Source organism: Saccharomonospora amisosensis (assembly GCF_011761185.1).
Lineage (GTDB): Bacteria > Actinomycetota > Actinomycetes > Mycobacteriales > Pseudonocardiaceae > Saccharomonospora_A > Saccharomonospora_A amisosensis.
In genome coordinates this window covers 4,556,662-4,578,440 of sequence record NZ_JAAOYM010000001.1, presented here as the reverse complement: position 1 = coordinate 4,578,440, position 21,779 = coordinate 4,556,662, and the positions used below count along the sequence as shown (strand labels likewise).

Below are 21,779 nucleotides of genomic sequence, written 5' to 3'. Positions count from 1 at the left end.
GAGGTCACGCGACGTGTGCCGCTTGCGCACTGCCCGGCAAGGAGATCGTTCTGCCCAGCAGGTTGGAGCTGCCCGCCCCGGCGAGGCTGGTGGTGCTCGCGTCGGGTTCCGGCACGTTGCTACAGGCTGTTGTCGACGCGGCAGCCGAGCTGTCGTTTCCCGCCCGAGTCGTCGCGGTAGGTACCGATCGGCAGGGAATCGAGGCTATCGCCCGCGCCGAACGTGCCAGGGTGCCGCATTTCACGGTGCGTACGAGTGATCACCCCGATCGCGTGGCCTGGGACAAGGCTCTGACCGAGGCCGTCGCTGCCTACAGCCCTGACCTGGTCGTGTCGGCGGGGTTCTTGAAGATTCTGGGGCCGCTGTTTCTCGCCGGGTTCCCGAACCGGGTGATCAACACGCATCCCGCGTTGCTACCCGCGTTCCCCGGTATGCACGCGGTCGGCGACGCGCTCGAACTGGGAGTGAAGGTCACCGGCTGCACTGTCCACTTCGTCGACGCTGGTGTAGACACCGGGCCCATCATCGCGCAGGAGCCGGTCGCCGTGGAACCGGACGACGACGAAGCGAGCTTGCACGAGCGGATCAAAGTTGTGGAGCGCAGGCTGCTCGTGGACGTGATCGCGAAGCTCGGCCGTGTCGGATGCACGGTCGATGGACGGAAGGTGAGGTTGTCGTGAGCGAGCAGTCCTCTGACGTGGGGCAGCGACCGGTACGGCGGGCGTTGATCGGCGTTTCGGACAAGTCGGGCCTGCTTGAGCTGGCGACAGGTCTGCACGCCGCGGGTGTGGAGATCGTTTCCACCGGAGGTACCGCGAACGTTATCGCCGACGCGGGCGTGCCGGTGACCAAGGTCGAGGAGCTCACGGGCTTTCCCGAGTCATTCGACGGCCGAGTCAAGACCCTGCATCCGCGAGTGCACGCGGGCCTGCTGGCCGACACCGCCAGGCCCGACCATGTGGAGCAGTTGCGGACCCTGGAAATCGCGCCGTTCGACCTGCTCGTGGTGAACCTGTACCCGTTCGCCAGGACGGTCGCTTCCGGAGCGAGCGCAGCCGAATGCGTGGAGAACATCGATATCGGTGGTCCAGCCATGGTGCGTGCGGCCGCCAAGAACCACGGCTGTGTGGCCGTTGTGGTCGACCCCGCACGCTACGACTGGGTGCTGGAGCGAGTTCGAACCGGTGGCTTCTCCGAGCCCGATCGCAGGCGCCTCGCCGCGGAGGCCTACGCCCATACCGCCGCCTACGACACGGCGGTCGCGTCCTGGTTCGCGCAGAGCTACGCCCCGGTGGATGACAGCGGGTTTCCCGACTTTCTGGGTGAGACCTGGCAGCGCGGTGAGGTACTGCGCTACGGCGAGAACCCGCACCAACGGGGCGCCGTCTACCGGGCCGCGGAAGGCGGGTTGGCCCACGCCGAGCAGCTGCACGGCAAAGCGATGTCGTACAACAACTACGTCGACACCGACGCGGCCAGGCGCGCTGCCTACGACTTCACCGAACCCGCCGTGGCCATCATCAAGCATGCCAACCCGTGCGGGATCGCGGTCGGCGTCGATGTCGCGGAGGCGCATCGCAAGGCGCATGCCTGCGACCCGGTGTCCGCCTACGGCGGGGTGATCGCGACGAACCGGCCGGTGAGCCTTGAAACTGCCGAGCAGATCGCTGATGTGTTCACCGAGGTGGTGCTGGCGCCGGAGTTCGACCCCGACGCGCTCGAGGTGTTGACGCGCAAGAAGAACGTGCGGCTACTGCGCCTTGGCGAGCAGCAGGATGCGGACTCGCTGGAGTTGCGTCCCATCTCCGGCGGCATGTTGGTGCAGACGGCGGACAAGGTGGACGCGCCTGGCGACGATCCCGCTAGCTGGACGCTGGTCTCCGGGGAGGCCGCGGATGAGGACACCCTCGCTGACCTGGTCTTTGCCTGGCGGGCGATCCGTGCGGTGAAGTCCAACGCGATTCTGCTCGCGAGTGGTGGCGCCACGGTCGGTGTGGGAATGGGACAGGTCAACCGGGTCGACTCCGCGCGGCTTGCCGTCCAGCGTGCGGGTGATCGCGCGAAGGGCTCGGTGGCCGCCTCCGATGCCTTCTTCCCGTTCCCTGACGGCCTCCAGGTGCTGTTGGACGCGGGTGTGCGTGCCGTGGTGCAACCGGGTGGGTCGGTGCGCGATGCCGAGGTGATCGCGGCTGCCGAGGCGGTCGGCGCGACCCTGTACCTGACGGGCACCCGCCACTTCGCCCACTGACCCCGCACGACGTTTAGCGGGCAAACCGCTGTACTTAGAATGCGCAAGTACCGCGTTCTGCCCGCTAAACGTGGTTGTGGTCTGGTGTGGCCCTTGCGTAGCGTTCGGCCAGTTCGCGCAGGTGGCTGACCAGTTCTGCTGGTTCGGTGACCTCGAAGTCGGTGTCCAGCAGCCCGAGATGGACGCCCAACGTCGAGATCGAGTCGGCTCCGGTGTTCAGCACGCAGGTCCGCTCGTCCACCGCTTCGACCACGCCCACGGCAGGTGAGATCCGCTCGGCGATCACTTCGGCGGGCGCGTGCACGAGCACTCGCGCCCGATAGCGCCAGGCGGCGGCCGAAACACCCCGCGAGACGAAGGCGGCGGCGTCTCCACCTGGGAGTTCGCGTGCGGCGAACCTGGGACCGGTCGGGATACGCGGTCGGATTCGGTCAGCTCGGAAGGTTCGCCAGTCCGCCCTGTCCACGTCCCAGGCGAGCAGGTACCAGCGGTGGCCCCAGTTGACCAGGCGGTGCGGCTCCACGGTTCGCACCGATGTCTGGCCGCTGTGGTTGTCGTAGTCGAACCGGAGACGTTCCTGGTCACGGGCGGCTGTCACAAGTGTGGTGAACACGCTGGGGTCCACGGTCGGCCTTTCACCGTCCTTTGGTACCGGCACGGTGTAGGTCTGCAGCGCGTTGAGCCGATGCCGCAGCCGCGACGGCAACACCCGTTCGAGCTTGGCGAGTGCGCGCAGCGAAGACTCCCCGATGCCGCCGATGGTGCCGACCGAGGCGGTACGCAGGCCGACGGCGACCGCCAGCGCCTCCTCGTCGTCGAGGAGCAGCGGTGGCAGTGTCGCGCCTGCCTCGAGTCGGTAGCCACCCGCGGCGCCCCTACTTCCGTGGACGGGGTAGCCGAGCGTACGCAGCCGTTCGATGTCGTTTCGCACCGTGCGTGTTGACACCGAAAGCCGTTCGGCGAGTTCAGGGCCGCGCCACTCGCGTGGGGTCTGTAGTAGTGACAGCAACCGGAGGAGTCGTGCCGAGGTTTCCAGCATGTTCTCGATTGTGCCGGTCATTAGGAATGTATCGTGCCTATTTACCCCCTAGTGTTGCTGGTATGACAAACAGCAGCGACATTCGCCCCTTCCGCATCGATGTTCCGCAGGCCGAGCTCGACGACCTGGCGGACCGGATTCGCCGCACCCGCTTCCCGGACGAGTTGCCAGGTGTGGGTGCCGACTACGGCGTGACCAAGGAGTACGTGCGCAGGCTCGCCGATCGCTGGGTCGGCGGCTATGAGTGGCGTGCCTTCGAACGAAGAGTCAACGCGTACCCGCAGTTCACCACTGAGATCGACGGGCAGAACGTCCACTTCTTGCACGTACGCTCACCTGAGCCCGACGCCCTTCCGCTGATCCTTACCCATGGCTGGCCCGGAAGCTTCGTGGAGTATCTCGATGTGCTCGGTCCGCTGACAAACCCGCGTGCCCACGGCGGTGACCCGGCGCGCGCCTTCCACGTCGTGGTTCCGTCCGTGCCCGGTTTCGGTTTCTCCGGCCCCACGACCCAGACCGGTTGGAACATCCGGCGGGTGGCGGCGGCCTGGGCGGAGCTGATGAGCAGGCTCGGTTACGAGCGTTACGGGGCCGTGGGCAACGACGGCGGCTCGATGATTTCGCCCGAGGTCGGCAGGGTCGATTCCGAGCACGTCGTCGGTGTGCACGTGACGCAGATCTTTTCCTTCCCCACCGGCGACCCGGCGGAGCTGCGGGATCTCACCGAGCAGGAAACGGCGGCTTTGGCTCATCTGCAGTGGTTCTGGGAGAAGATGGGAGCGTTCAACACACTGCAGGCACAGCAGCCGCAAACGCTTGCGTTCGCGTTGCAGGACTCTCCGGTTGGCCAGCTCGCCTGGAACGGGCAGCTGTTCGGCGACGCGGTGGACGACGACTTCGTGCTGGACAACGTCAGCGTGTACTGGCTTACAGGCACGGCGGCGTCGGCTGCGAGGTTCTACTACGAGAACGAACGTTTGGAGCGGGCCGGCGAGCCCACGACCGTACCGATCGGTCTAGCGATGGCTCCCAACGACTTCCAGACGATCCGTCGATTCGCCGAACGGGACCACGCCAATCTGGTGCACTGGACCGAGTTGGAGCGTGGTGGCCACTACACGGCGCACCAGGCGCCCGAGGTGTACGTGGAGGACCTGCGGGCATTCTTCGGCAAGCTGCGCTGACCACGGCGGTATCGCTCCGCGGTTTCGTGCTCACCTGCTTCCTAGGCAGGTGAGCACGAATCTCGCGGCGTCGGCTTGGTAGGTGCTTCGGCCGCTACGTGCCGACGGAGACACGACGGAAGCAACGCGGAGGCCACCCTGGCGGGTTCTTGACACAGGCATGGCCCCAGTGTTCACTGGGTATATCGAACAAATGTTCGAATCCGCCGTCTTCCCCGCGGCGCCTTCGGAGCGTTTGCGCCCTTTGACGTGAGCGTACTCCGGCCGTCTGTGAGGGGAGGTAGTTCATGTCAGGGCCGGGCCTAGCAGAGGTCTCCGCCGCGGCAGCGGGTGAGTCGACGACCGAATCGCGGACGGAGTCGAGGAATACTGTCGCACGATTGGCCGCCCTTCCCGGAGTGAGTACCGCGAGTGTGGTGGCGCGCGCCGCTGATCGCGCGCAAGTTACCGGACAGGTGCTGCCGGTGCTGCCCGCTCTCGCGGACTTGTTGCCTCGTCGCGGGTTGCGTCGGGGCAGCACGGTCGCCGTGCGGGGATCCATTTCTTTGCTACTTGCCTTATTGGCAGAGGCCACAACGGGTGGTCATTGGGCGGCGGTGGTAGGCATTCCTCGGCTCGGGCTTGCCGCCGCCAGCGAACTCGGCGTTGAGGTGAACAGACTCGCGCTGGTGCCGAGGCCAGGCGCGGACTTCGCACCCGTGACCGCGGCGTTGCTCGACGGACTTGATCTGGTCGCGACCGCTTCCCCCGAACGTACCCAGGAAGCCAGAAGACTTTCCGCTCGCGCCAGACATCGGGGCGCGGTGTTGCTGTCGTTCGGGCCCTGGCCCGGTGCGGAAGTGGAGTTGCGGTGCCTGTCTTCACGGTGGACCGGGCTCGACCACGGCCACGGCTACCTGCGAGAACGTGAAGTGCTGGTGGATGTGGTCGGCAGGGGAGCCGTTACCCGCCCCTCCCGGACAGCCTTGCTGCTACCTGGACCAGGAGGCGTGGTGCGTCGGGTTGGCCACACGGAAGGTGTTGCGCCTGCCGGGGTGGTGAAGGCGGGATGAGCACACTGCCGCGTCGGCTCGACAGCAATGTGGCGAAGTCGCGAGGAGCTGTGCTTCCACTGGACGAAGCGAAGCGGACCTTCCCGGTGAACCGCATGCTGGTCCTGTGGTGCCCGGACTGGCCAGTGGTGGCGGCCGGAGCGGCCGCAGGTCTGCCCGCACACCTGCCCGCTGCTGTGTTCGTCGCCAACCGGGTGGTGGCGTGTTCGGCGACGGCGAGGTCGGCCGGTGTCCGAAGGGGTATGCGACGAAGGGAAGCACAGTCGCGTTGCCCCGAGATCGAGGTGTTCCCCGACGATCCCGACCGGGACGCGCGGTTTTTCGAGCCGGTCGCGGCGGCGGTGGAGGAACTGGTCGTCGGTGTCGATGTCGTGCGCCCGGGTCTGGTGGCGGTGCCGGTCGACGGAGCGGCGGGCTATTTCGGAGGGGAGCGAAGCTTCGCTGAACTGCTGGTTGACCACGTGTCCGGCAGTGTGGGCGTGGAATGCCAGATCGGTATCGCCGACGGGTTGTTCGCCGCGACGCTGGCCGCGCACAGGTCGGCGATCGTTGCACGGGGAAAGAGCGCGGAGTTCCTCGACCCGCTGAGTATCACCGAACTCGACCAGCCGGACTCGAACAGGGCCGAGCTCGTGGACCTGTTGCGTCGCCTCGGCCTTGGCACGCTCGGGTCGTTCGCGGCGCTACCCCAGCGTGATGTGGTCTCCCGTTTCGGAAGCGTGGGACTGCTTGCCCATCGGCTGGCAGGTGGCGGGGATGAACGGCCTCCGAATCGACGTAAGCCACCCCCCGAACTGGCCGTCACCCGTGAGTTCGAGCCTGCTTTGGACCGGGTGGACACCGCCGCGTTCATGGCGAAGACACTGTCCGCCCAGTTCCACGCGGGGCTGGCCGCCAGGGGCCTCGCCTGTACCAGACTCGGCATCTACGCCGTCACCGAGCGAGGCGAGGAACTGCACAGAGTGTGGCGTTGCGCGGAACCTCTCACCCCGGAAGGCATTGCTGATCGGGTGCGCTGGCAGTTCGAAGGCTGGCTTCGCACCGCAGCGGGGGAGCGGCCCACGGCGGGAGTGTCCATGCTCCGCCTGACACCCGAGGAGACCGTCGAGGGAAAATCGCTGCAACTGGGGCTGTGGCGTGGGAGCGACAGCGGTGGGGAGCACACGCCGGAGTCGGAGCGCGCCGCCAGGGCACTTGTTCATGTGCAAGGACTGCTGGGGCCAAGCGGGGTCTTCACAGCGGTGTTCGACGGTGGACGGGGACCCGCTGAGCGCGTGCGGCTAGTTCCGTGGGGCGATCGACGTGCCCCCACCAACGGCCACGATGCCCCGTGGCCCGGCCGGTTGCCCGCGCCGTCACCGGCGACTGTCTTCGAGAACCCGATCCCGGTCACCGTGACCGATTGGAATGGGGAGGCGGTGAGCGGCACAGGGCGCTACCAGATCACGGCGGCCCCGTGGAAGGTCGCTGTCGAGGGTGGAAGCCCTCGCAGGGTTATCGATTGGGCGGGGCCGTGGCCAGTGCTGACGCGTTGGTGGGTGTCGCACGATGCGGGCACACAGGCCCGACTGCAGGTATTGCTCGAGGGCGAAGCTGTGGAAGATCCGGCCGTCGCGCTACTGCTGTTGTGGCAGCACGGTTCTCGTCCCGAGTGGACGGTCGAGGGGAGGTACGACTAGTGAACGACGAATACCACTTCGGTGGATCCGAGTGGTCCCCGGCAGAGCACCGGTCCCCGACGTGGGGAACAGACCCGTGGGTGAACTCCACGGAACTGTCGGCGCAACAGGTGTGCCCGGTGATCCCGTTGCCGCGGACCTCACCGGAGAATCACGGATAACCGCCATGGGTTGGAACAACCCGCAGGTTCCATGGCGGGATCTCGAACGCGCGTTGTCAGGGCGGGTCGAACCGCCGGACCGGTTGGGGGACGGCAACGACAGTCCGGCTTGGAGCCGAAGGCGGCTCGGCTACGTCCCGCCAGTGGACCTTGCCTCGTTGCGCGGGGATGACGACACGGGCGCGGCGAGCCGCGTTCCCTACGCCGAACTGCACTGTCACTCCAACTTCAGCTTCCTGGACGGCGCTAGCCATCCGGAGGAACTGGTGGAGGAAGCGGCTCGGCTGGAGCTGGACGCAATCGCGATTACCGACCATGACGGCATGTACGGGGTGGCTCGGTTCGCGGAGGCCGCTCGTGACGTCGGCATCAGAACCGTGTTCGGAACGGAACTGAGCCTGGGACTTTCCGGGCCACAGAACGGGATGCCCGACCCCGAAGGCGAGCACCTGCTGTTGCTCGCCAAAGGACAGGACGGGTACTCCAGCTTGTGTCGCGCGATCACAGCAGGGCAATTGCACGGGCATGACCAGGAACTGTCGCCACGACAGCGGGCGGAGAAGGGCCGACCCGTCTACGACCTCGACGCGGTCGTGGACGAGGTGGCCGGCAAGTGCGCCGTGCTCACCGGTTGCCGTAAGGGATCGGTTCGAAAGGCATTGGCCGAGCGTGGCCCGGCGGGCGCGGCCGAACGGCTGCGCGAACTCGTCGCCAGGTTCGGCGAGGACGATGTCTACGTCGAGCTTTTCGACCACGGCAACCCGCTCGACAGTCACCACAACGACATCCTGGCCGCGCTCGCCGCCGAGTTCGGGTTGCCGACGGTGGCCACCAACGTGGTCCACTACGCCAGGCCGCAGCGCGCGTATCTGGCGCAGGCGCTCGCGGCGGTAAGGGCGCGGAGGGGCTTGGACGAGATGGAGGGCTGGCTTGCCGCGGCAGGCACGGCGCACCTGCGTTCCGGCGTGGAGATGACCGAAAGGCTCGCCCGGTACCCCGGCGCGGTTCAGCGAGCCGCGCTGTTGGGCACCGAGTGCGCGTTCGAACTGCATCTGGTGGCACCCCGGCTGCCTCCGTTCGAAGTGCCGGAAGGGCACGACGAAGTCAGCTTGCTCCGTCAGGAGACCTATCGGGGTGCCAAAGAGAAGTACGGAGAACCGAAACAGAACCCGGCTGCCTACCGGCAGCTCGACCACGAACTCGACATCATCGAGCGGCTCGGGTTTCCCGGCTACTTCCTGATCGTGTGGGACATCGTAGCGTTCTGCCGTGACAACGAGATCCTCTGCCAGGGCAGAGGGTCAGCGGCCAACTCGGCGGTTTGTTACGCGCTCGGCATCACCAAGGTCGACCCCGTGCGGTGGCGGCTGCTCTTCGAACGTTTCCTGGCTCCTGACAGGGACGGCTACCCCGACATCGACCTCGACATTGAATCGGACCAACGCGAGAAGGTCATCCAGTATGTCTATGCCAAGCACGGGAGGTTGCGTACGGCTCAGGTGGCCAACGTGATCACCTATCGCGCGCGGTCGGCGGTGCGGGACGCTGCTCGCGCGCTCGGGCACTCACCCGGGCAACAGGACGCATGGAGCAAGCAGATCGATCGGTGGGGGCCGCTGCGGTACACCCAGGAAGGCAACGACCACGACATCCCGGATTCGGTGTTGGCGCTGGCAGCCGCGATGGAGGACTTTCCTCGCCATCTCGGTATCCACTCCGGCGGCATGGTCATCTGCGATCGGCCGGTGAGCGAGATCTGCCCGATCGAGTGGGCTCGGATGCCAGGCCGCAGTGTCCTGCAATGGGAGAAGGACGACTGCGCTTCTGTGGGGTTGGTCAAGTTCGATCTACTCGGCCTCGGCATGCTTTCCGCACTGCACTACATGGTCGATCTCGTGCGCCAGCACAAGGGTGTCGAGATCGATCTGAGCAAGCTCGACCTCGACGACGACGAGGTCTACGCGATGCTTCGGCGTGCCGACGCGATAGGCGTGTTCCAGGTGGAGAGTCGGGCGCAGCTGGCCACCTTGCCCCGGCTGGCGCCGCGAAAGTTCTACGACCTCGCCATCGAGGTCGCGCTGATCCGTCCCGGACCTATCCAGGGCGGTTCGGTGCACCCTTATATCCGCCGCTACACCGGAAAGGAGGAGTGGCAGCACGACCATCCGCTGTTGGAGAACGCGTTGGGCAAGACGCTGGGGGTGCCGCTGTTTCAGGAACAGATGATGCAGATCGCCATCGATGTCGCCAACTTCACCGCTGCCGAGGCGGACGAGCTTCGCCACGCCATGGGAGCTAAGCGATCAGGCAGAAAGATGGAACGGTTGCGCAGGCGGTTCTATGACGGCGCCGCGCGCAACGGGGTGGATGAGAGCATGGCGGAGCGCATCTTCCAGAAGATGAAGGCGTTCTCCAACTTCGGTTTTCCGGAGAGTCACGCGTTGAGCTTCGCCTATTTGGTGTTCGCGAGCGCGTTCTTCAAGCGCTACCACCCGGAGGCATTCTGCGCTGGGCTGCTTCGTGCGCAGCCTATGGGATTCTACTCGCCGCAGTCACTGGTGGCGGATGCCCGCAGGCATGGGGTCACGGTTCGCGGCCCTGATGTGAATGCCAGCTTGTCGCACGCGACTCTCGAGCCGGTCGGGACAACCGGGCGGGAACTGGCTGTCCGCATCGGATTGGGGGCGGTACGCACGATCGGCGAACCGCTCGCTGAGAAGCTCGTCGCTGAACGCGAACGTGGCGGTTCGTTCGAGGACATGGCAGACGTGGCGAGACGGGTTCGGCTAAGCACACCACAGGTTGAGGCGCTCGCCACGGCGGGAGCCTTCGGATGTTTCGAGACGGACCGTCGCAAAGCACTCTGGGCGGCAGGTGCGGTGGCGCAGGAACGACCGGAGAAGCTCCCCGACAGCATGCCGGGAACACAGGCGCCGCCGTTGCCGGGTATGGACGAACTCGAGCACGCGAGCGCCGATGTATGGGCAACAGGCCTGTCGCCGGACAGTTTTCCCACCGAGTTCATCCGCGACCGACTCGATCGGCTCGGTGTGGTCACCGCTGAACGGCTGCAAGAAATCGAGGACGGCAGGAGGGTTCTCATCGGCGGTGCGGTGACCCATCGCCAGCGCCCAGGAACCGCCGGTGGGATCACCTTCCTCAACATCGAGGACGAGACCGGAATGGTCAATGTCGTGTGCACGGCTGGGCTGTGGCAGCGTTACCACCGGGTGGCCCGTTCCAGCCCGGCGCTACTGGTGCGCGGCGTTGTTGAACGAGCCGACGGGGTCGTGAGCCTGCTCGCTGACCGGTTGCAGCACTTGCCCATGCGAGTCCCTTCCAAGTCGAGGGACTTCCGGTGAGCGCGGGTGCGCTTCTGCTCGTCAACCCGGGCGTCCGCGCGACGGCCCGCTGCCACTGCTCGTGGAGCCGCACCGCGAGCAGCGGCCGTGGCACCACTTCAGACGGGTCTCTCAACGGACGGACGGCCGGCATCTCATCGCGGAAGGTGCCTGTCCCGGTCAGGCACGTCCGGGGGCCACCTCACCTAGTCGATCGGCGGCTCGCCCGGTTCGAGTTCGATGAGGTCACCCTCCGCCAACAGTTCCTCGATGGAGGCAGGCAACACGTAAGCGGCACCGCCGCCGGGCTGGTTGAACCACGGGATAGCCACGCCCGCGAGTGCTTCCATCGGTCGCTGCACCCGGTACACGTGGTACGGCCGGTTGACCCATTCCGGCACCAGGGAACGCTCCTCGAACGGTGTGCCGGCGGCGTAGGTCAGGTTGCCACTGGGACCGCCGAACCTGTCCAGCTCGCTGCCGACCGGCAGCTCACGCATCTCTTTCCCGCGGAAGAGAGTCAGCGGCGGCTCGCCTGGAAGCGGCTGGATCGGCCACTGTTGCCCCCCACCATCGGAGCCGACGCGCCCGTTTCGCTGGGCTGGCGAGGGTGTTTCAGGGGACCTCGGCGCGGGTGTCGCGGGCGTCGCCGGTTGCCTGCGGGCGGCCGGGGTTACCACGGTCTCTTCCCTGGGCGGTGGCTGTGGTGCGGGTGGTCGCGGGTCCACTGGGCTCTGGTCCCTGGGTCGTGCAGGTGGCCGTGCGCCGGTCGCGACCTCCGGGGAAAGCGTTGCTGTCACCGGCCGCGAAGGCGGTGGTGACGGTGGTGATGGAGGCGGTGGCGAAGGTGGTGTGGGGGCGCGCCCGTCTTCGGGCGGCTGGGGCTGTTGAGGCGTCGGGACCTGTTGCGCCGTCGGCGGTGGTGCCTGCTGGAGGTGCGATGCGGGCCGCTGCTGAGGCGCCTCCTCCACACCGTCGGGCACCAGCAGCAGCTTGCCGAGCATGAAGGCGGCGGCGTCTTCGACGTCTCCGAACACGGCCGGGCTCTTCAGCCCCCTGTCGTACCAGCCGACCCGCCAGCCGTCCGCCACCTGCTCGATGGCCCACCCGCGTTCCGCGGGTTCGCCGAGGCGGTAGGCGGTCTCGGGAATGCCGAGGTCTTCGAGCTTGTCCAGCAGCTCGTCCAGTACGGGTTCGTCCAGCATCGGAGGCGGCGCGGTGTACTGGGTCGACGGCCCCTCATCGGGCTCGGCAGGCACCGAACCATCGTGGGTGGCCATCGGCTCCCCGGCAGGCACCGCCTGCCTGCCGGGGGCGGCGGCGTGAACCTGCGCACCCTCGTGGTCAGGTACGGCCTCACGGCCGGGTATGGATTCCTCGCCCGCTGTGTTCCCCCGCCGCGGCAGTGCGTCCGGAATTGGGCGATCCGCCTGCTCTGGCGGCACTTCGTGAGCTGCTGGGATGTCTTGGTGGGCCCTGCCGTCGTGGCCGGGCCCGGCCACGTGGTTCGCGGCGTGATCGCGATGTGGCAGGGGAGGTTGGCCACCGAGCACGTCGTGGTTCACTCCCGCGCCCTGATGCGGGATGGACTCGTGCCCGGTCTGCGTCTCGTGCGCCGTCGCGTGTGTCTCGTAGCTGGGCAGGGCTTCGTGAGTCCTGCCGTCGTGGCGTAGCAGCGGTTGCTCGTCGGTGCGCTGTTCGGAGCCGGGCACTTCAGTGCGCTCGGCATCGCTCAGCGGCGGCTCCTGCCTGGCATGGTGGGCCGCGGCAGGCTGCGGCGGAGTGATCGTTGTGGGAGGTCCGTTGTCGAGCGCGGCCAGTGGCGTGAACGTCGTGGCCTGCTCCACCTGCGCGTGGTCTTCGGCGTAGGGGTCGTCGGTGGGCTCGTCCCGTTCCGGCTCATCGAATGATGCCTGGTCGGCGAACTGGGTCTCTTCTGACGACGGTTGGTCGTCGACGCGGGGTCGGTCCTCGAATGGTTGCTGGTCGTCGAAGTGAGGCTGGTCCCCGAACCGGCGCTGGCCCTCGAACTGGGGTTGGCCCTCGAACTGGGGTTGGTCGTCGAACTGGGGTTGGTCGTCGAACTGGGGTTGGTCGTCGAACTGGGGTTGGTCGTCGAACTGGGGCTGGTTCTCGAACCGCGGTGGTGCGGCGATGCGGGTACGGTCGGCGTCCTGCTCGGCTGGTCGGTGCTCGTCGAACCGAGAAGGAACTTGCTCGGCTCGCCGCTGCTCCTCCGCAGAGGGCACAGGTTCCGGCGGGGGCGGTGGAGCCGGGCGCTGCTGCTGTGGCTGCACACCGCGCGAGATGTGAGTCGCCGCGGCCTGCCGCACCGGCTCCGGCACGTCCGGGATCGTGAAGCCGTTCGCCCTGATGTGCTGCACGAGGTCGGGTTCGGGCGCGACGCCGTACTCCCGAAGGTAGTAGTTCACTGCGGCGGGCCAGATCCACGTCCCATCGCTGTGGAAGGCGATCGGGACGGTGCTCTCGGGCGTGGCCGCCAGCCGATCGATGTCGTAGCCACGTCCCGGCACTACCACGGGCGCCCCGTCGAGGTAGTCGAGCAGGCGGTCCTGCTCCTCGACATCGAGTTCCGGACGGTTGATCACAGGGTGGCCGCCGGTACCGGCACCGTCGAAGATGCGGGCCATTCGAAACCGTGGACCTGGGCGCTCCGGACTCAGACCCGCCATCCTGCGCATCAGCCAGTCCGGAACGTTCTCCTCACTGCGCGGGAACATGCGCAGCTCGTCGGCGTAGGCCTGGGGCGGCGGCGCCAGGTCCCATCTGGGTTCGTCGCGGTCGTATTCGAGGTTGTAGCTCGACGGATGGTCCAGTTGGTAACGGGCGTTGAACCAGGTGCCGCGGCCTTCGCGGTACATCCCGGCGCGCAACCGGCCGAACAGCGTGGCGATGTCGTGCGTCGCCACCCACTCCTGGGTGGCGCCATCGGCCGTGAGTACCTCACCGGTCAGCTCGTGGTACCTCCCCACAGCTCTGTACTCGGCAGTTATCCTGCGCCAATCGCGCGGGGCTGCCCTGAGCAAGGAGAGGCCGATCTGCTTGACCAGAGTGTCCTGCTCGGTTGCGTTCAGCTGGGTCGGTAGTGCCACGCCAACATCTTGGCCAATCGGCGCCGTGAATGCACGGCACATGTGTACTTCGTCTTCATTGTTCCAGGGCTGGACCTGGTCCGCGTGTACCGACCGAGTGCGTATCGCCACATTTCACTGGATGGAGGCAACCGTGCGGTCACGAGCAGACCAACGAGGGACCGTGAGTGCTACGGTACGTGATCGGTATCAGTCTCACATCGCTCGAACGCCGCAATCCTGGCTTCGGTGGGCTGTCGCCGCATGCGGAGACGCGGGGCCGTGGCGCCTTTGAAAGAATCGGTCCCGTGACGGCGACGATTCTCGACGGCAGGGCCACCAAGGACGCCATCTTTTCCGAACTCGCGCCCAGGGTGGCCGCGCTCGCCGAGCAGGGCATCACGCCCGGTCTCGCAACGGTGCTGGTCGGGGACGACCCGGGTTCGCATGCCTACGTGCGCATGAAGCACTCCGACAGCGCCAAGGTCGGGGTGAACTCCATCCGCAGGGAGCTGCCCGCCGACATTTCCCAGGCCAAACTGGAGGCGGTACTCGACGAGTTGAACGCCGACCCGGCCTGCACCGGCTACATCGTTCAGTTGCCGTTGCCCAAGCAGTTGGACGCAGGCGCGATCCTGGAACGCATCGACCCCGAAAAGGACGCCGACGGGCTAGCCCCGGTGAGTCTTGGCAGGCTGGTGCTCGGCAAACCCGGCCCGCTGCCGTGCACACCGCTGGGCATCGTCGAGTTGTTGCGTCGCTACGAAGTGCCTCTCGACGGGGCCCGGGTCGCGGTGATCGGCAGGGGCATCACCGTGGGCAGGACACTCGGGCTGTTGCTCACCCGCCGCACCGAGAACGCCACGGTGACGCTTTGCCACACCGGCACCCGCGATCTCGCGGCCGAGGTCAGGCGAAGCGACATCGTGGTCGCGGCGGCGGGCTCACCCGGCCTGGTCACTCCGGACATGGTCAAACCAGGCGCCGCGGTGCTCGATGTCGGCGTTTCGAGAGTGGACGGCAAGCTCGCCGGCGATGTCGCGCCGGGAGTGGAAGAGGTCGCGGGTCACCTCGCACCGAACCCGGGCGGTGTCGGCCCGATGACAAGGGCGATGCTCATCTCGAACGTCGTCGAAGCCGCTGAGCGGGCGGCGGCGCGGTGAGCTCGGCCGTGGAGACGGGCAAGGAACGCCGGACTCGTCGGCGCCTGCTGTACCACCTGCCGTTCGCGCTCGTGCTGGCGTTGGTGGGGCTGGCGGCTGCGCGCATCGCGATGTACCACTGGCGGCAGGGCGCGGCGCTCATCGGCGGGGCCTTGCTGGTGGCCGCGGTGTTGCGAGCCGCGCTTTCCGATGAGCAGGCCGGGCTGCTGACCATTCGCAGCCGAGTGGTCGACGTGCTCAGCTACGCCGGTCTCGGATTGCTGATCTTGTTTGTCGCGCTGACCATCACGGGCGGTCCGCTGGGGTGATCGAGCCCAGCGGACCGCCCGCGGGTCATGCCGCCGCAGGTTGCGGTTGTGGCTCCGGCTGGACCTGTGGCCGCGCCTCACGACGGTCCAGCGTGCCCGCGACGCCGGCGAGGCTCAGTCCGAGCACCGCGAGCAGTGCGCCGACCCAGTTCGGTGAGACGAGGCCCAACCCTCCGGCGATCACCATCCCGCCGAGGTAGGCACCGATGGAGTTGGCGATGTTGAACGCCGACTGCACGGCCGCGGAAACCATCGAAGGCGCGCCACCGGCCTTCTCCATGATTCGCGACTGCATCATGGGTCCGACCATGAAGGCGGTCATCCCAACGCCGAAGATCGTGATCGCCGCGCCGAGTTTGCTGTGTGCGGTGAAGGTGAACAGCACCAGCACCACACCAAGCGCGAACAACGCGCCGTAAAGGCTGGGCACCGGTGCCCGGTCGGCGAGCCGTCCGCCCACGATGTTGCCCGTTGTCATGCCGAGTCCGGCGAGTGCGAGCAGGAACGTCACCGTGGTCGGTTCAAACCCCGCGACGCCGGTCAGCATCGGGGTCACATAGCTGAGGCTGGCGAAGCCGCCGCCGAGTCCGAACGTGACGACGGCCAGTGCGAGCCACACCTGGGGCCGCCGGAACGCGGCGAGTTCACCGCGCAGCGACGGGTCCGCGGGCCTTCCGTCGTACGGCACGAGTTTGGCGATCGCGGCGAGCGCGACCACACCGATCGCGGCCACCACGCCGAAGGTGGCTCGCCAGCCGACCTGCTGCCCCAGCAGCGTGCCGAGTGGCACGCCGACGACGTTGGCCAGGGTAAGGCCGAGGAACATCAACGAGACGGCACGGGCCCTGCGGTGCTCACCCGCGAGTTTGGCCGCCACGACGGCTCCCGCTCCGAAGAACGCGCCGTGTGGCAGTCCGGCCAGGAAGCGGAACACCACACCGAACTCGTGGCTCGGCGCGACCGCGAACAGTGCATTGCCCGCGGTGAACATCGCCATCATGGCCATGAGCACGGTCCTACGAGCCATGCGCACGGCCGCCGCGGTGAGTAGTGGGGCCCCGACCACCACGCCCACGGCGTACGCGGTGATCAGGTGTCCTGCTACCGGGATCGAGATGTGGAAGTCCTTTGCCGCCTCCGGCAACACTCCCATCATGACGAACTCAGTCGTACCGATGCCGAAGGCACCGATCGCGAGCGCGAGCAGCGCTACAGGCACAACACTCCCTTCGGGGACGGAGGTGCTGGTGTTGACACACGTGGCTGTATCGATCATGGCTGTATCGATCAAGAAACTGGCCACAAAGAAAGACAGATCAGCGTGAACGTCGTCGTTGCTGAATCTGTCTCTCGTCCAGTTCAACCAAGAACGGGCGCCATTTCATCTCCGGCAGCCCGTGATGTCAGCCACCTTCGCCGAAGGCTGATGCGGCAGGTTCGAGCAGCACGCTCCGGGAGAGGGGTGTCGCGGGCCGGTGCCGCTGCCGACCGTCACGCAAGTGGGCAGGGCGGGGATGCGACCCACCGGCCGTTACCCGCGAGGTGGTCCGGGCACCGGCCCGCGCTCCCAGCAGTGTCGATCACTCCGGGCGTCGTTCGACCTCGCTGTCCGGACCGGGGAACATCAGTCCCTCGTGGCCGTCGGAGAACCGCACCAGGTACGGCGGCCGGCCCTTCTCGCCCCGGACCTCGACGATCTCGCCCTGTCGCTCACCTGCACCGACAGTGCGTCCGTGCACACGAATCCGGTCTCCTACGGATGCTCGCATCGTTGACCACCTCCGTAACGACCAGGGTAGGAGCACGTTCGAAACCGGGCGAGCCGACGCCGACGACTACACTCGGTCGTAACCGAGGAGGTGCTTGGCACCGGTGTGTGGAATTGTCGCCGCGGTCGGCGACTTCGATGTGAACACCTGTAGACGCATGTTGGACCGGATCTCCCACCGTGGCCCTGACGACTCAGGGGAGATCCACCGGCCGGGTGTCTGGCTCGGTCACCAGCGATTGTCGATCATGGACGTGGCAGGCGGACACCAGCCGATGGTCGATGCCGACTCGACGACATACCTGGTGGTCAACGGCGAGATCTACAACCATCGACACATCAGGGAGGAGTTGGGGCACGAACTGTTCGAGACCGGGTCGGACAGTGAGGCGGCGCTGCACGCCTTCGTCGTGGACGGCCCGGCGGGCCTTGCCAGGCTGCGTGGCATGTTCGCGCTGGCGTTCGCGTCCGAGGACGGTGGCTTTCTCGCCGCGCGTGACCCACTCGGTGTGAAGCCCCTCTACTGGGTGAGGCGCGATGAGGTGACGCTCTTCGCCAGCGAACTGCGTGCCTTCGACGTCGAAGATCGCCCGCTCGTGGAGACGTTCCCGCCGGGGCACTGCTGGAGCCCGGTGGGTGGCCTGGTGCGGTTCGCCGACACCGTGCCCGCGCATGTGCGCCCCGCGCGGCGCGCGGAAGAGCCTGGCGTGTGGGAGCGCTCACTGGTGAAGTCCGTGCGCGAGGCGGTCGTGACCGCCGTGGAGAACCGCATGATGAGCGATGTCGGGGTCGGGGTGTTCCTTTCCGGCGGGCTTGATTCAGCCATCGTGGCCGCAGTGGCTGCCGAGTACGCGGCGAGACACGGCCAGCCGTTGCCTACCTTCGCGGTCGGTGCGCCCGGCAGTTCGGATCTCGCCGCCGCACGCACGGTCGCGGAGTACCTGCAGCGGCGGCACGGCAACATCGAGCACCACGAGATCGCGATGACCCCGAGGAATGCCGTCGCGGCGTTGCCGAGGGCCGTCAGGGCCATCGAGCACTTCGACCCGTCGCTGGTGCGTAGCGCCGTTCCCAATCTGCTGCTGGCCGAGTACGCCTCGCGGCGGGTACACGCCGTGTTGACCGGCGAGGGAGCGGACGAGTTGTTCGCCGGGTACGCCTACTACCACGAGGAGCCCTTCACCGACCCCGACGCGTTGCAGGCCGAACTGGTGCGCACTGTCGGGGAGTTGCACCACCTCAACCTGCAGCGTTGCGATCGCGCGTCGATGGCGTTCGGGTTGGAGGCGCGGGAACCGTTCCTGGACAGGGAGGTTGTGGAGCTGGCGCTGTCCATCCCGCCCGAACACAAGATGGTCCGGCCGGGTGTGGCGGAGAAGAAGCTGCTACGCGAGGCCTTCGAGGGTTGGTTGCCTGAGGCGATCCTGAGCAGGGGCAAGGAGCAGTTCGGGGACGGCTCGGGGGCCAAGGACGTGCTCGCGGAAGCCGTGCGCTCCTCGCCGGAGGTGGCGGCGGCCGACGGGGTGGAGCTGCGCGGTCGTGAGGAGGCGGCGTTCTACGCGATCTGGCGGGCGGAGTTCGCCGGTATCCGGCCCGAGCGCACGCTGGGCAGGTTCGCCACCACCTGATCCTGCCTGTGAACTGCGCCCGCGCTCGCCGGGAGGCCCTCCGAACGCAGAACTCGCGGGCGAGAACGGGGGACTCGCGGGCGAGAACGGGGGACTCGCGGGTGTTTGGGCATTACCACCGGGTAACCGAATGCCTCGGACGCTCGCGCTCGTTTACCAGTACGCTTGTACCGCTACCACGTGCCGAGACGAACCGCGAAGATCCGCGAGAGGAGCCCCGCCGCTCATGGCCAAGATCAAGGTCGAGGGCACCGTCGTCGAGCTCGACGGCGATGAGATGACCCGCATTATCTGGCAGTTCATCAAAGAGAAGCTGATCCATCCCTACCTCGACATCAACCTCGAGTACTACGACCTCGGCATCGAGGAGCGCGACCGCACCGACGACCAGATCACCGTCGAGGCGGCGAACGCGATCGCCAAGCACGGCGTCGGGGTCAAGTGCGCCACCATCACACCGGACGAGGCGCGGGTCGAGGAGTTCGGCCTGAAGAAGATGTGGCGTAGCCCCAACGGCACCATCCGCAACATCCTCGGCGGCGTCGTATTCCGAGAGCCGATCATCATCTCCAACATTCCCAGGCTGGTACCCGGCTGGACCAAGCCGATCATCATCGGCCGCCACGCCCACGCCGACCAGTACAAGGCCACCGACTTCAAGGTTCCGGGGCCGGGCACGGTCACGATCACCTACACGCCCGAGGACGGCTCCGAACCCATGGAGCTGGAAGTCGCGAAGTTCCCCGAGGGCGGTGGCGTCGCCATGGGGATGTACAACTACCGCCGTTCCATCGAGGATTTCGCGCGCGCTTCGCTGCGGTACGGGCTCGACAGGGGCATGCCCGTTTACATGTCGACGAAGAACACGATCCTCAAGGCGTACGACGGCATGTTCAAGGACATCTTCGCCGAGATCTTCGAAACCGAGTTCAAGGCCGACTTCGACGCTAAGGGCCTGACCTACGAGCACCGGCTCATCGACGACATGGTGGCCGCCTCGCTGAAGTGGGAGGGCGGCTACGTCTGGGCCTGCAAGAACTACGACGGTGACGTGCAGTCCGACACCGTCGCCCAGGGCTTCGGCTCTCTCGGGTTGATGACTTCCGTGCTGCGCACCCCCGACGGCAGGACCGTGGAGGCCGAGGCCGCGCACGGCACCGTGACCCGTCACTACCGGCAGCACCAGCAGGGCAAGCCGACCTCCACCAACCCGATCGCGTCGATCTTCGCGTGGACCAGGGGCCTGGAGCACCGGGGCAAGTTGGACGGCAACTCCGAGCTGGTCGGATTCGCCAACAAGCTGGAACAGGTCGTGGTCGAGACCGTGGAGAGCGGGAAGATGACCAAGGACCTTGCCCAACTCATCGGCAAGGACACCCCGTACCAGACCACCGAGGAATTTCTCGCCACGCTGGACCGCAACCTCGCCGCCAAGATCGCGAAGGCCTGACGTCAGAGCCTGACGCGAAAGCTGTCGCGAGGCCCCGCCCGGTTCACCCGGTCGGGGCCTTCGTACGGCTAGGATCAGGCGGCGTGTCAACAACGATCCGCGCTGTCACCGCGGCGCTGTGCCTGCTCGGCGTGCTCACGGTTGCAGGCTGCGGCCAGCGCATCGCAGGTACTCCGAGCGCTGCTGACCCCACCGCGAACCCGGTTGAACCGTCATCATCAGCCCCGGTGACCGCGCCGAGTTCGACGCAGCAGAGTCCGTTGCCGCAGGCAGGCGAACCGGTCGACCTGGCGAGCCTTGAGGGTCTGTGGCAGGGGCAGTATCAGTGCTCGCAGGGCGAAACCGGCATGGAGTTGGAGATATCCGCGCCGGAGGGTGACACGGTCGAAGCCGTCTTTCGGTTCTTCCCGCTGCCCGGCCAGCCGCAGAATCCGTCCGGCAGCTTCTCGATGCGTGGCCGAAACACCGAGACCGGCCTTGTGTTCGCGCAGCAGGAGTGGATCGAACAGCCCGACGGCTACGTGATGGTCGATCTCGGAGTGGCGTCCGTGGAGGGGGACACGATGACCGGCCGGGTGGCGGGCCCCGGTTGCGCGGACTTCACGGTGGCGCGGCAGTGACGGAGCGCGGCCTGCCGCTCGGGTGTGTGGCGGGCAGAAATCAGGACCAGATCGTGACGAACACCGGAGGCCGGAACCGCGACGGCGGTACCCCGCTACCGGGTGAGCGCATCACCTGCATCGCGCCGGGCGTGCCGAGGAAGTGCCGCAGCGAGGCCGCCGCTACCGAGCAACGCTCGCGTGCGGGCGTGGTCACGTGCCAGCACAGTGGCATCGGGGTCAGCGGAGTCGGGATTACGGCCAGCTCGTGACGCCGAAGTTGCGGCGCGACCAGGTGCTCGATCGCGATCGAGGCACCACCCCCGCTCGCCGTCGCCGCCCAGGCCGCTGTCTGGTTGGTGAACACCTCGATGCTGGTGTCGGGGACGCCGAGGCCGCGCAGCAACCGCGCGGCGGCGCTTTCGGCATCGGTGCCGGAGGGGTCCACCCGCCACTGCCAACCCGCGGGGTTGCCCGAAGGTGGTCGCCTCGGCGAGGCCACCACCACCAACGCGCACCGAAACACCGGAACGCTGTCAAGCTCGGCATCGTCCAGCCGTGGACCCAGCGCGGCGTCGGCGAGCCGGTTGGCCACCAACACCGGCATCTCGCCCACTTTCGCAAGCCCGGAGGACACCTCGACGCCACCGCCGGTGCGCTTGCCGAACGCCTCCAGCAGCGGGCTGGCGACGAACTCGGCGATGGTGCTGGTGACGGCCACCCTCAGCGGTTCGGCCACGCCGTTGGCCTGCCGGACCGCGGCCTCGGCGTCGGCCCCGAGCGCCACCATGCGCGAGGCGATCGGCAACAACCGCTTGCCGCCCGCCGTGAGCGTCATACCACCCGCGGTACGCACGAGCAGCTTGTCGCCATGCTGTTGCCGTAGTGCCGCCAGCGCCTGCGACACGGCGGGTTCGCTTACACCGAGCGCACGTGCGGCGTCGGTGACCGAGCCGAGCCGAGCGACGAGCACGAACGCGCTGAGCTGGCCGAGTGTCATTGCACTCCCTTGTGACATCCCTCACGGACCAGGCTACATAAGCAGACCCTTATGCCGCCATTGCCGG

Annotated in this window: 16 protein-coding genes; 11 read left to right on the top strand and 5 right to left on the bottom strand. The window is 67.2% G+C overall.

The genetic code is table 11. The annotated features are described in order from the left end of the window. The first annotated feature begins 62 nt into the window (after positions 1-62). Positions 63-680: a phosphoribosylglycinamide formyltransferase gene (gene purN, locus FHU38_RS22200; protein ID WP_167176409.1), complete on the top strand. Its 618-nt coding sequence runs from the start codon at positions 63-65 to the stop codon at positions 678-680. Beyond that, the gene (gene purH, locus FHU38_RS22195) at positions 677-2,248 is read left to right on the top strand and encodes a bifunctional phosphoribosylaminoimidazolecarboxamide formyltransferase/IMP cyclohydrolase (protein WP_313886855.1); all 1,572 of its coding nucleotides are present in this window, start codon (positions 677-679) and stop codon (positions 2,246-2,248) included. The genes purN and purH overlap by 4 nt, the downstream gene beginning before the upstream one ends. A gap of 64 nt (positions 2,249-2,312) precedes the next feature. Here the strand turns inward: purH and FHU38_RS22190 are convergent, their stop codons facing one another. After that, positions 2,313-3,287 carry a helix-turn-helix transcriptional regulator gene (locus FHU38_RS22190; RefSeq protein WP_167176407.1) on the bottom strand — a complete coding sequence of 325 codons (975 nt, stop codon included), beginning with the start codon at positions 3,285-3,287 and terminating at the stop codon, positions 2,313-2,315. 62 nt (positions 3,288-3,349) lie between these two features. On the opposite strand from FHU38_RS22190, the gene FHU38_RS22185 reads away from it, so the two are divergent. From FHU38_RS22185 to FHU38_RS22170, 4 genes are all read left to right on the top strand, one after another. Next, entirely contained in the window at positions 3,350-4,471 is a 1,122-nt protein-coding gene (locus FHU38_RS22185; RefSeq protein ID WP_167174721.1) for an epoxide hydrolase family protein, read from the top strand. 287 nt (positions 4,472-4,758) lie between these two features. Then, positions 4,759-5,523 (top strand): hypothetical protein, encoded by a 765-nt coding sequence (locus FHU38_RS22180; protein WP_167174718.1) that lies wholly within the window; start codon positions 4,759-4,761, stop codon positions 5,521-5,523. A gap of 95 nt (positions 5,524-5,618) precedes the next feature. Then, positions 5,619-7,202, top strand: coding sequence for a DNA polymerase Y family protein (locus FHU38_RS22175; protein WP_167176405.1), 1,584 nt, complete (start codon positions 5,619-5,621; stop codon positions 7,200-7,202). Positions 7,203-7,368: 166 nt separating this feature from the next. Continuing rightward, positions 7,369-10,725 carry an error-prone DNA polymerase gene (locus tag FHU38_RS22170; protein WP_167174715.1) on the top strand — a complete coding sequence of 1,119 codons (3,357 nt, stop codon included), beginning with the start codon at positions 7,369-7,371 and terminating at the stop codon, positions 10,723-10,725. A gap of 185 nt (positions 10,726-10,910) precedes the next feature. On the opposite strand, the gene FHU38_RS22165 is transcribed toward FHU38_RS22170, so the two are convergent. Beyond that, the gene (locus tag FHU38_RS22165) at positions 10,911-13,859 is read right to left on the bottom strand and encodes a glycohydrolase toxin TNT-related protein (protein WP_167174712.1); all 2,949 of its coding nucleotides are present in this window, start codon (positions 13,857-13,859) and stop codon (positions 10,911-10,913) included. Between the two features lie 245 nt (positions 13,860-14,104). Between FHU38_RS22165 and FHU38_RS22160 the strand changes: the two genes are divergently transcribed. Both FHU38_RS22160 and FHU38_RS22155 read left to right on the top strand, forming a co-directional pair. After that, the gene (locus FHU38_RS22160; RefSeq protein WP_167174709.1) at positions 14,105-14,959 is read left to right on the top strand and encodes a bifunctional methylenetetrahydrofolate dehydrogenase/methenyltetrahydrofolate cyclohydrolase; all 855 of its coding nucleotides are present in this window, start codon (positions 14,105-14,107) and stop codon (positions 14,957-14,959) included. Then, positions 14,956-15,267 (top strand): DUF3017 domain-containing protein, encoded by a 312-nt coding sequence (locus tag FHU38_RS22155; RefSeq protein WP_167174706.1) that lies wholly within the window; start codon positions 14,956-14,958, stop codon positions 15,265-15,267. Before FHU38_RS22160 ends, FHU38_RS22155 begins: the two co-directional genes overlap by 4 nt. 25 nt (positions 15,268-15,292) lie before the next feature. Here FHU38_RS22155 and FHU38_RS22150 read toward each other — a convergent pair whose 3' ends face one another. Continuing rightward, positions 15,293-16,486, bottom strand: a complete 1,194-nt coding sequence (locus FHU38_RS22150; RefSeq protein ID WP_167174703.1) for an MFS transporter — start codon at positions 16,484-16,486, stop codon at positions 15,293-15,295. Between the two features lie 361 nt (positions 16,487-16,847). Continuing rightward, positions 16,848-17,036 (bottom strand): DUF1918 domain-containing protein, encoded by a 189-nt coding sequence (locus FHU38_RS22145; RefSeq protein WP_167174701.1) that lies wholly within the window; start codon positions 17,034-17,036, stop codon positions 16,848-16,850. Between the two features lie 103 nt (positions 17,037-17,139). Here FHU38_RS22145 and asnB point away from each other — a divergent pair, with 103 nt between their 5' ends. The 3 genes from asnB to FHU38_RS22130 all read left to right on the top strand — a co-directional run bounded on the left by asnB (position 17,140) and on the right by FHU38_RS22130 (position 20,733). Then, positions 17,140-18,663 (top strand): asparagine synthase (glutamine-hydrolyzing), encoded by a 1,524-nt coding sequence (asnB, locus tag FHU38_RS22140; protein ID WP_167174698.1) that lies wholly within the window; start codon positions 17,140-17,142, stop codon positions 18,661-18,663. 226 nt (positions 18,664-18,889) lie between these two features. Then, positions 18,890-20,113, top strand: coding sequence for an NADP-dependent isocitrate dehydrogenase (locus FHU38_RS22135; RefSeq protein WP_167174695.1), 1,224 nt, complete (start codon positions 18,890-18,892; stop codon positions 20,111-20,113). Between the two features lie 83 nt (positions 20,114-20,196). Then, the gene (locus FHU38_RS22130; RefSeq protein ID WP_167174692.1) at positions 20,197-20,733 is read left to right on the top strand and encodes a hypothetical protein; all 537 of its coding nucleotides are present in this window, start codon (positions 20,197-20,199) and stop codon (positions 20,731-20,733) included. Between the two features lie 40 nt (positions 20,734-20,773). Here the strand turns inward: FHU38_RS22130 and FHU38_RS22125 are convergent, their stop codons facing one another. Beyond that, entirely contained in the window at positions 20,774-21,712 is a 939-nt protein-coding gene (locus FHU38_RS22125; protein ID WP_167174689.1) for a LysR family transcriptional regulator, read from the bottom strand. Positions 21,713-21,779 lie beyond the last annotated feature (67 nt).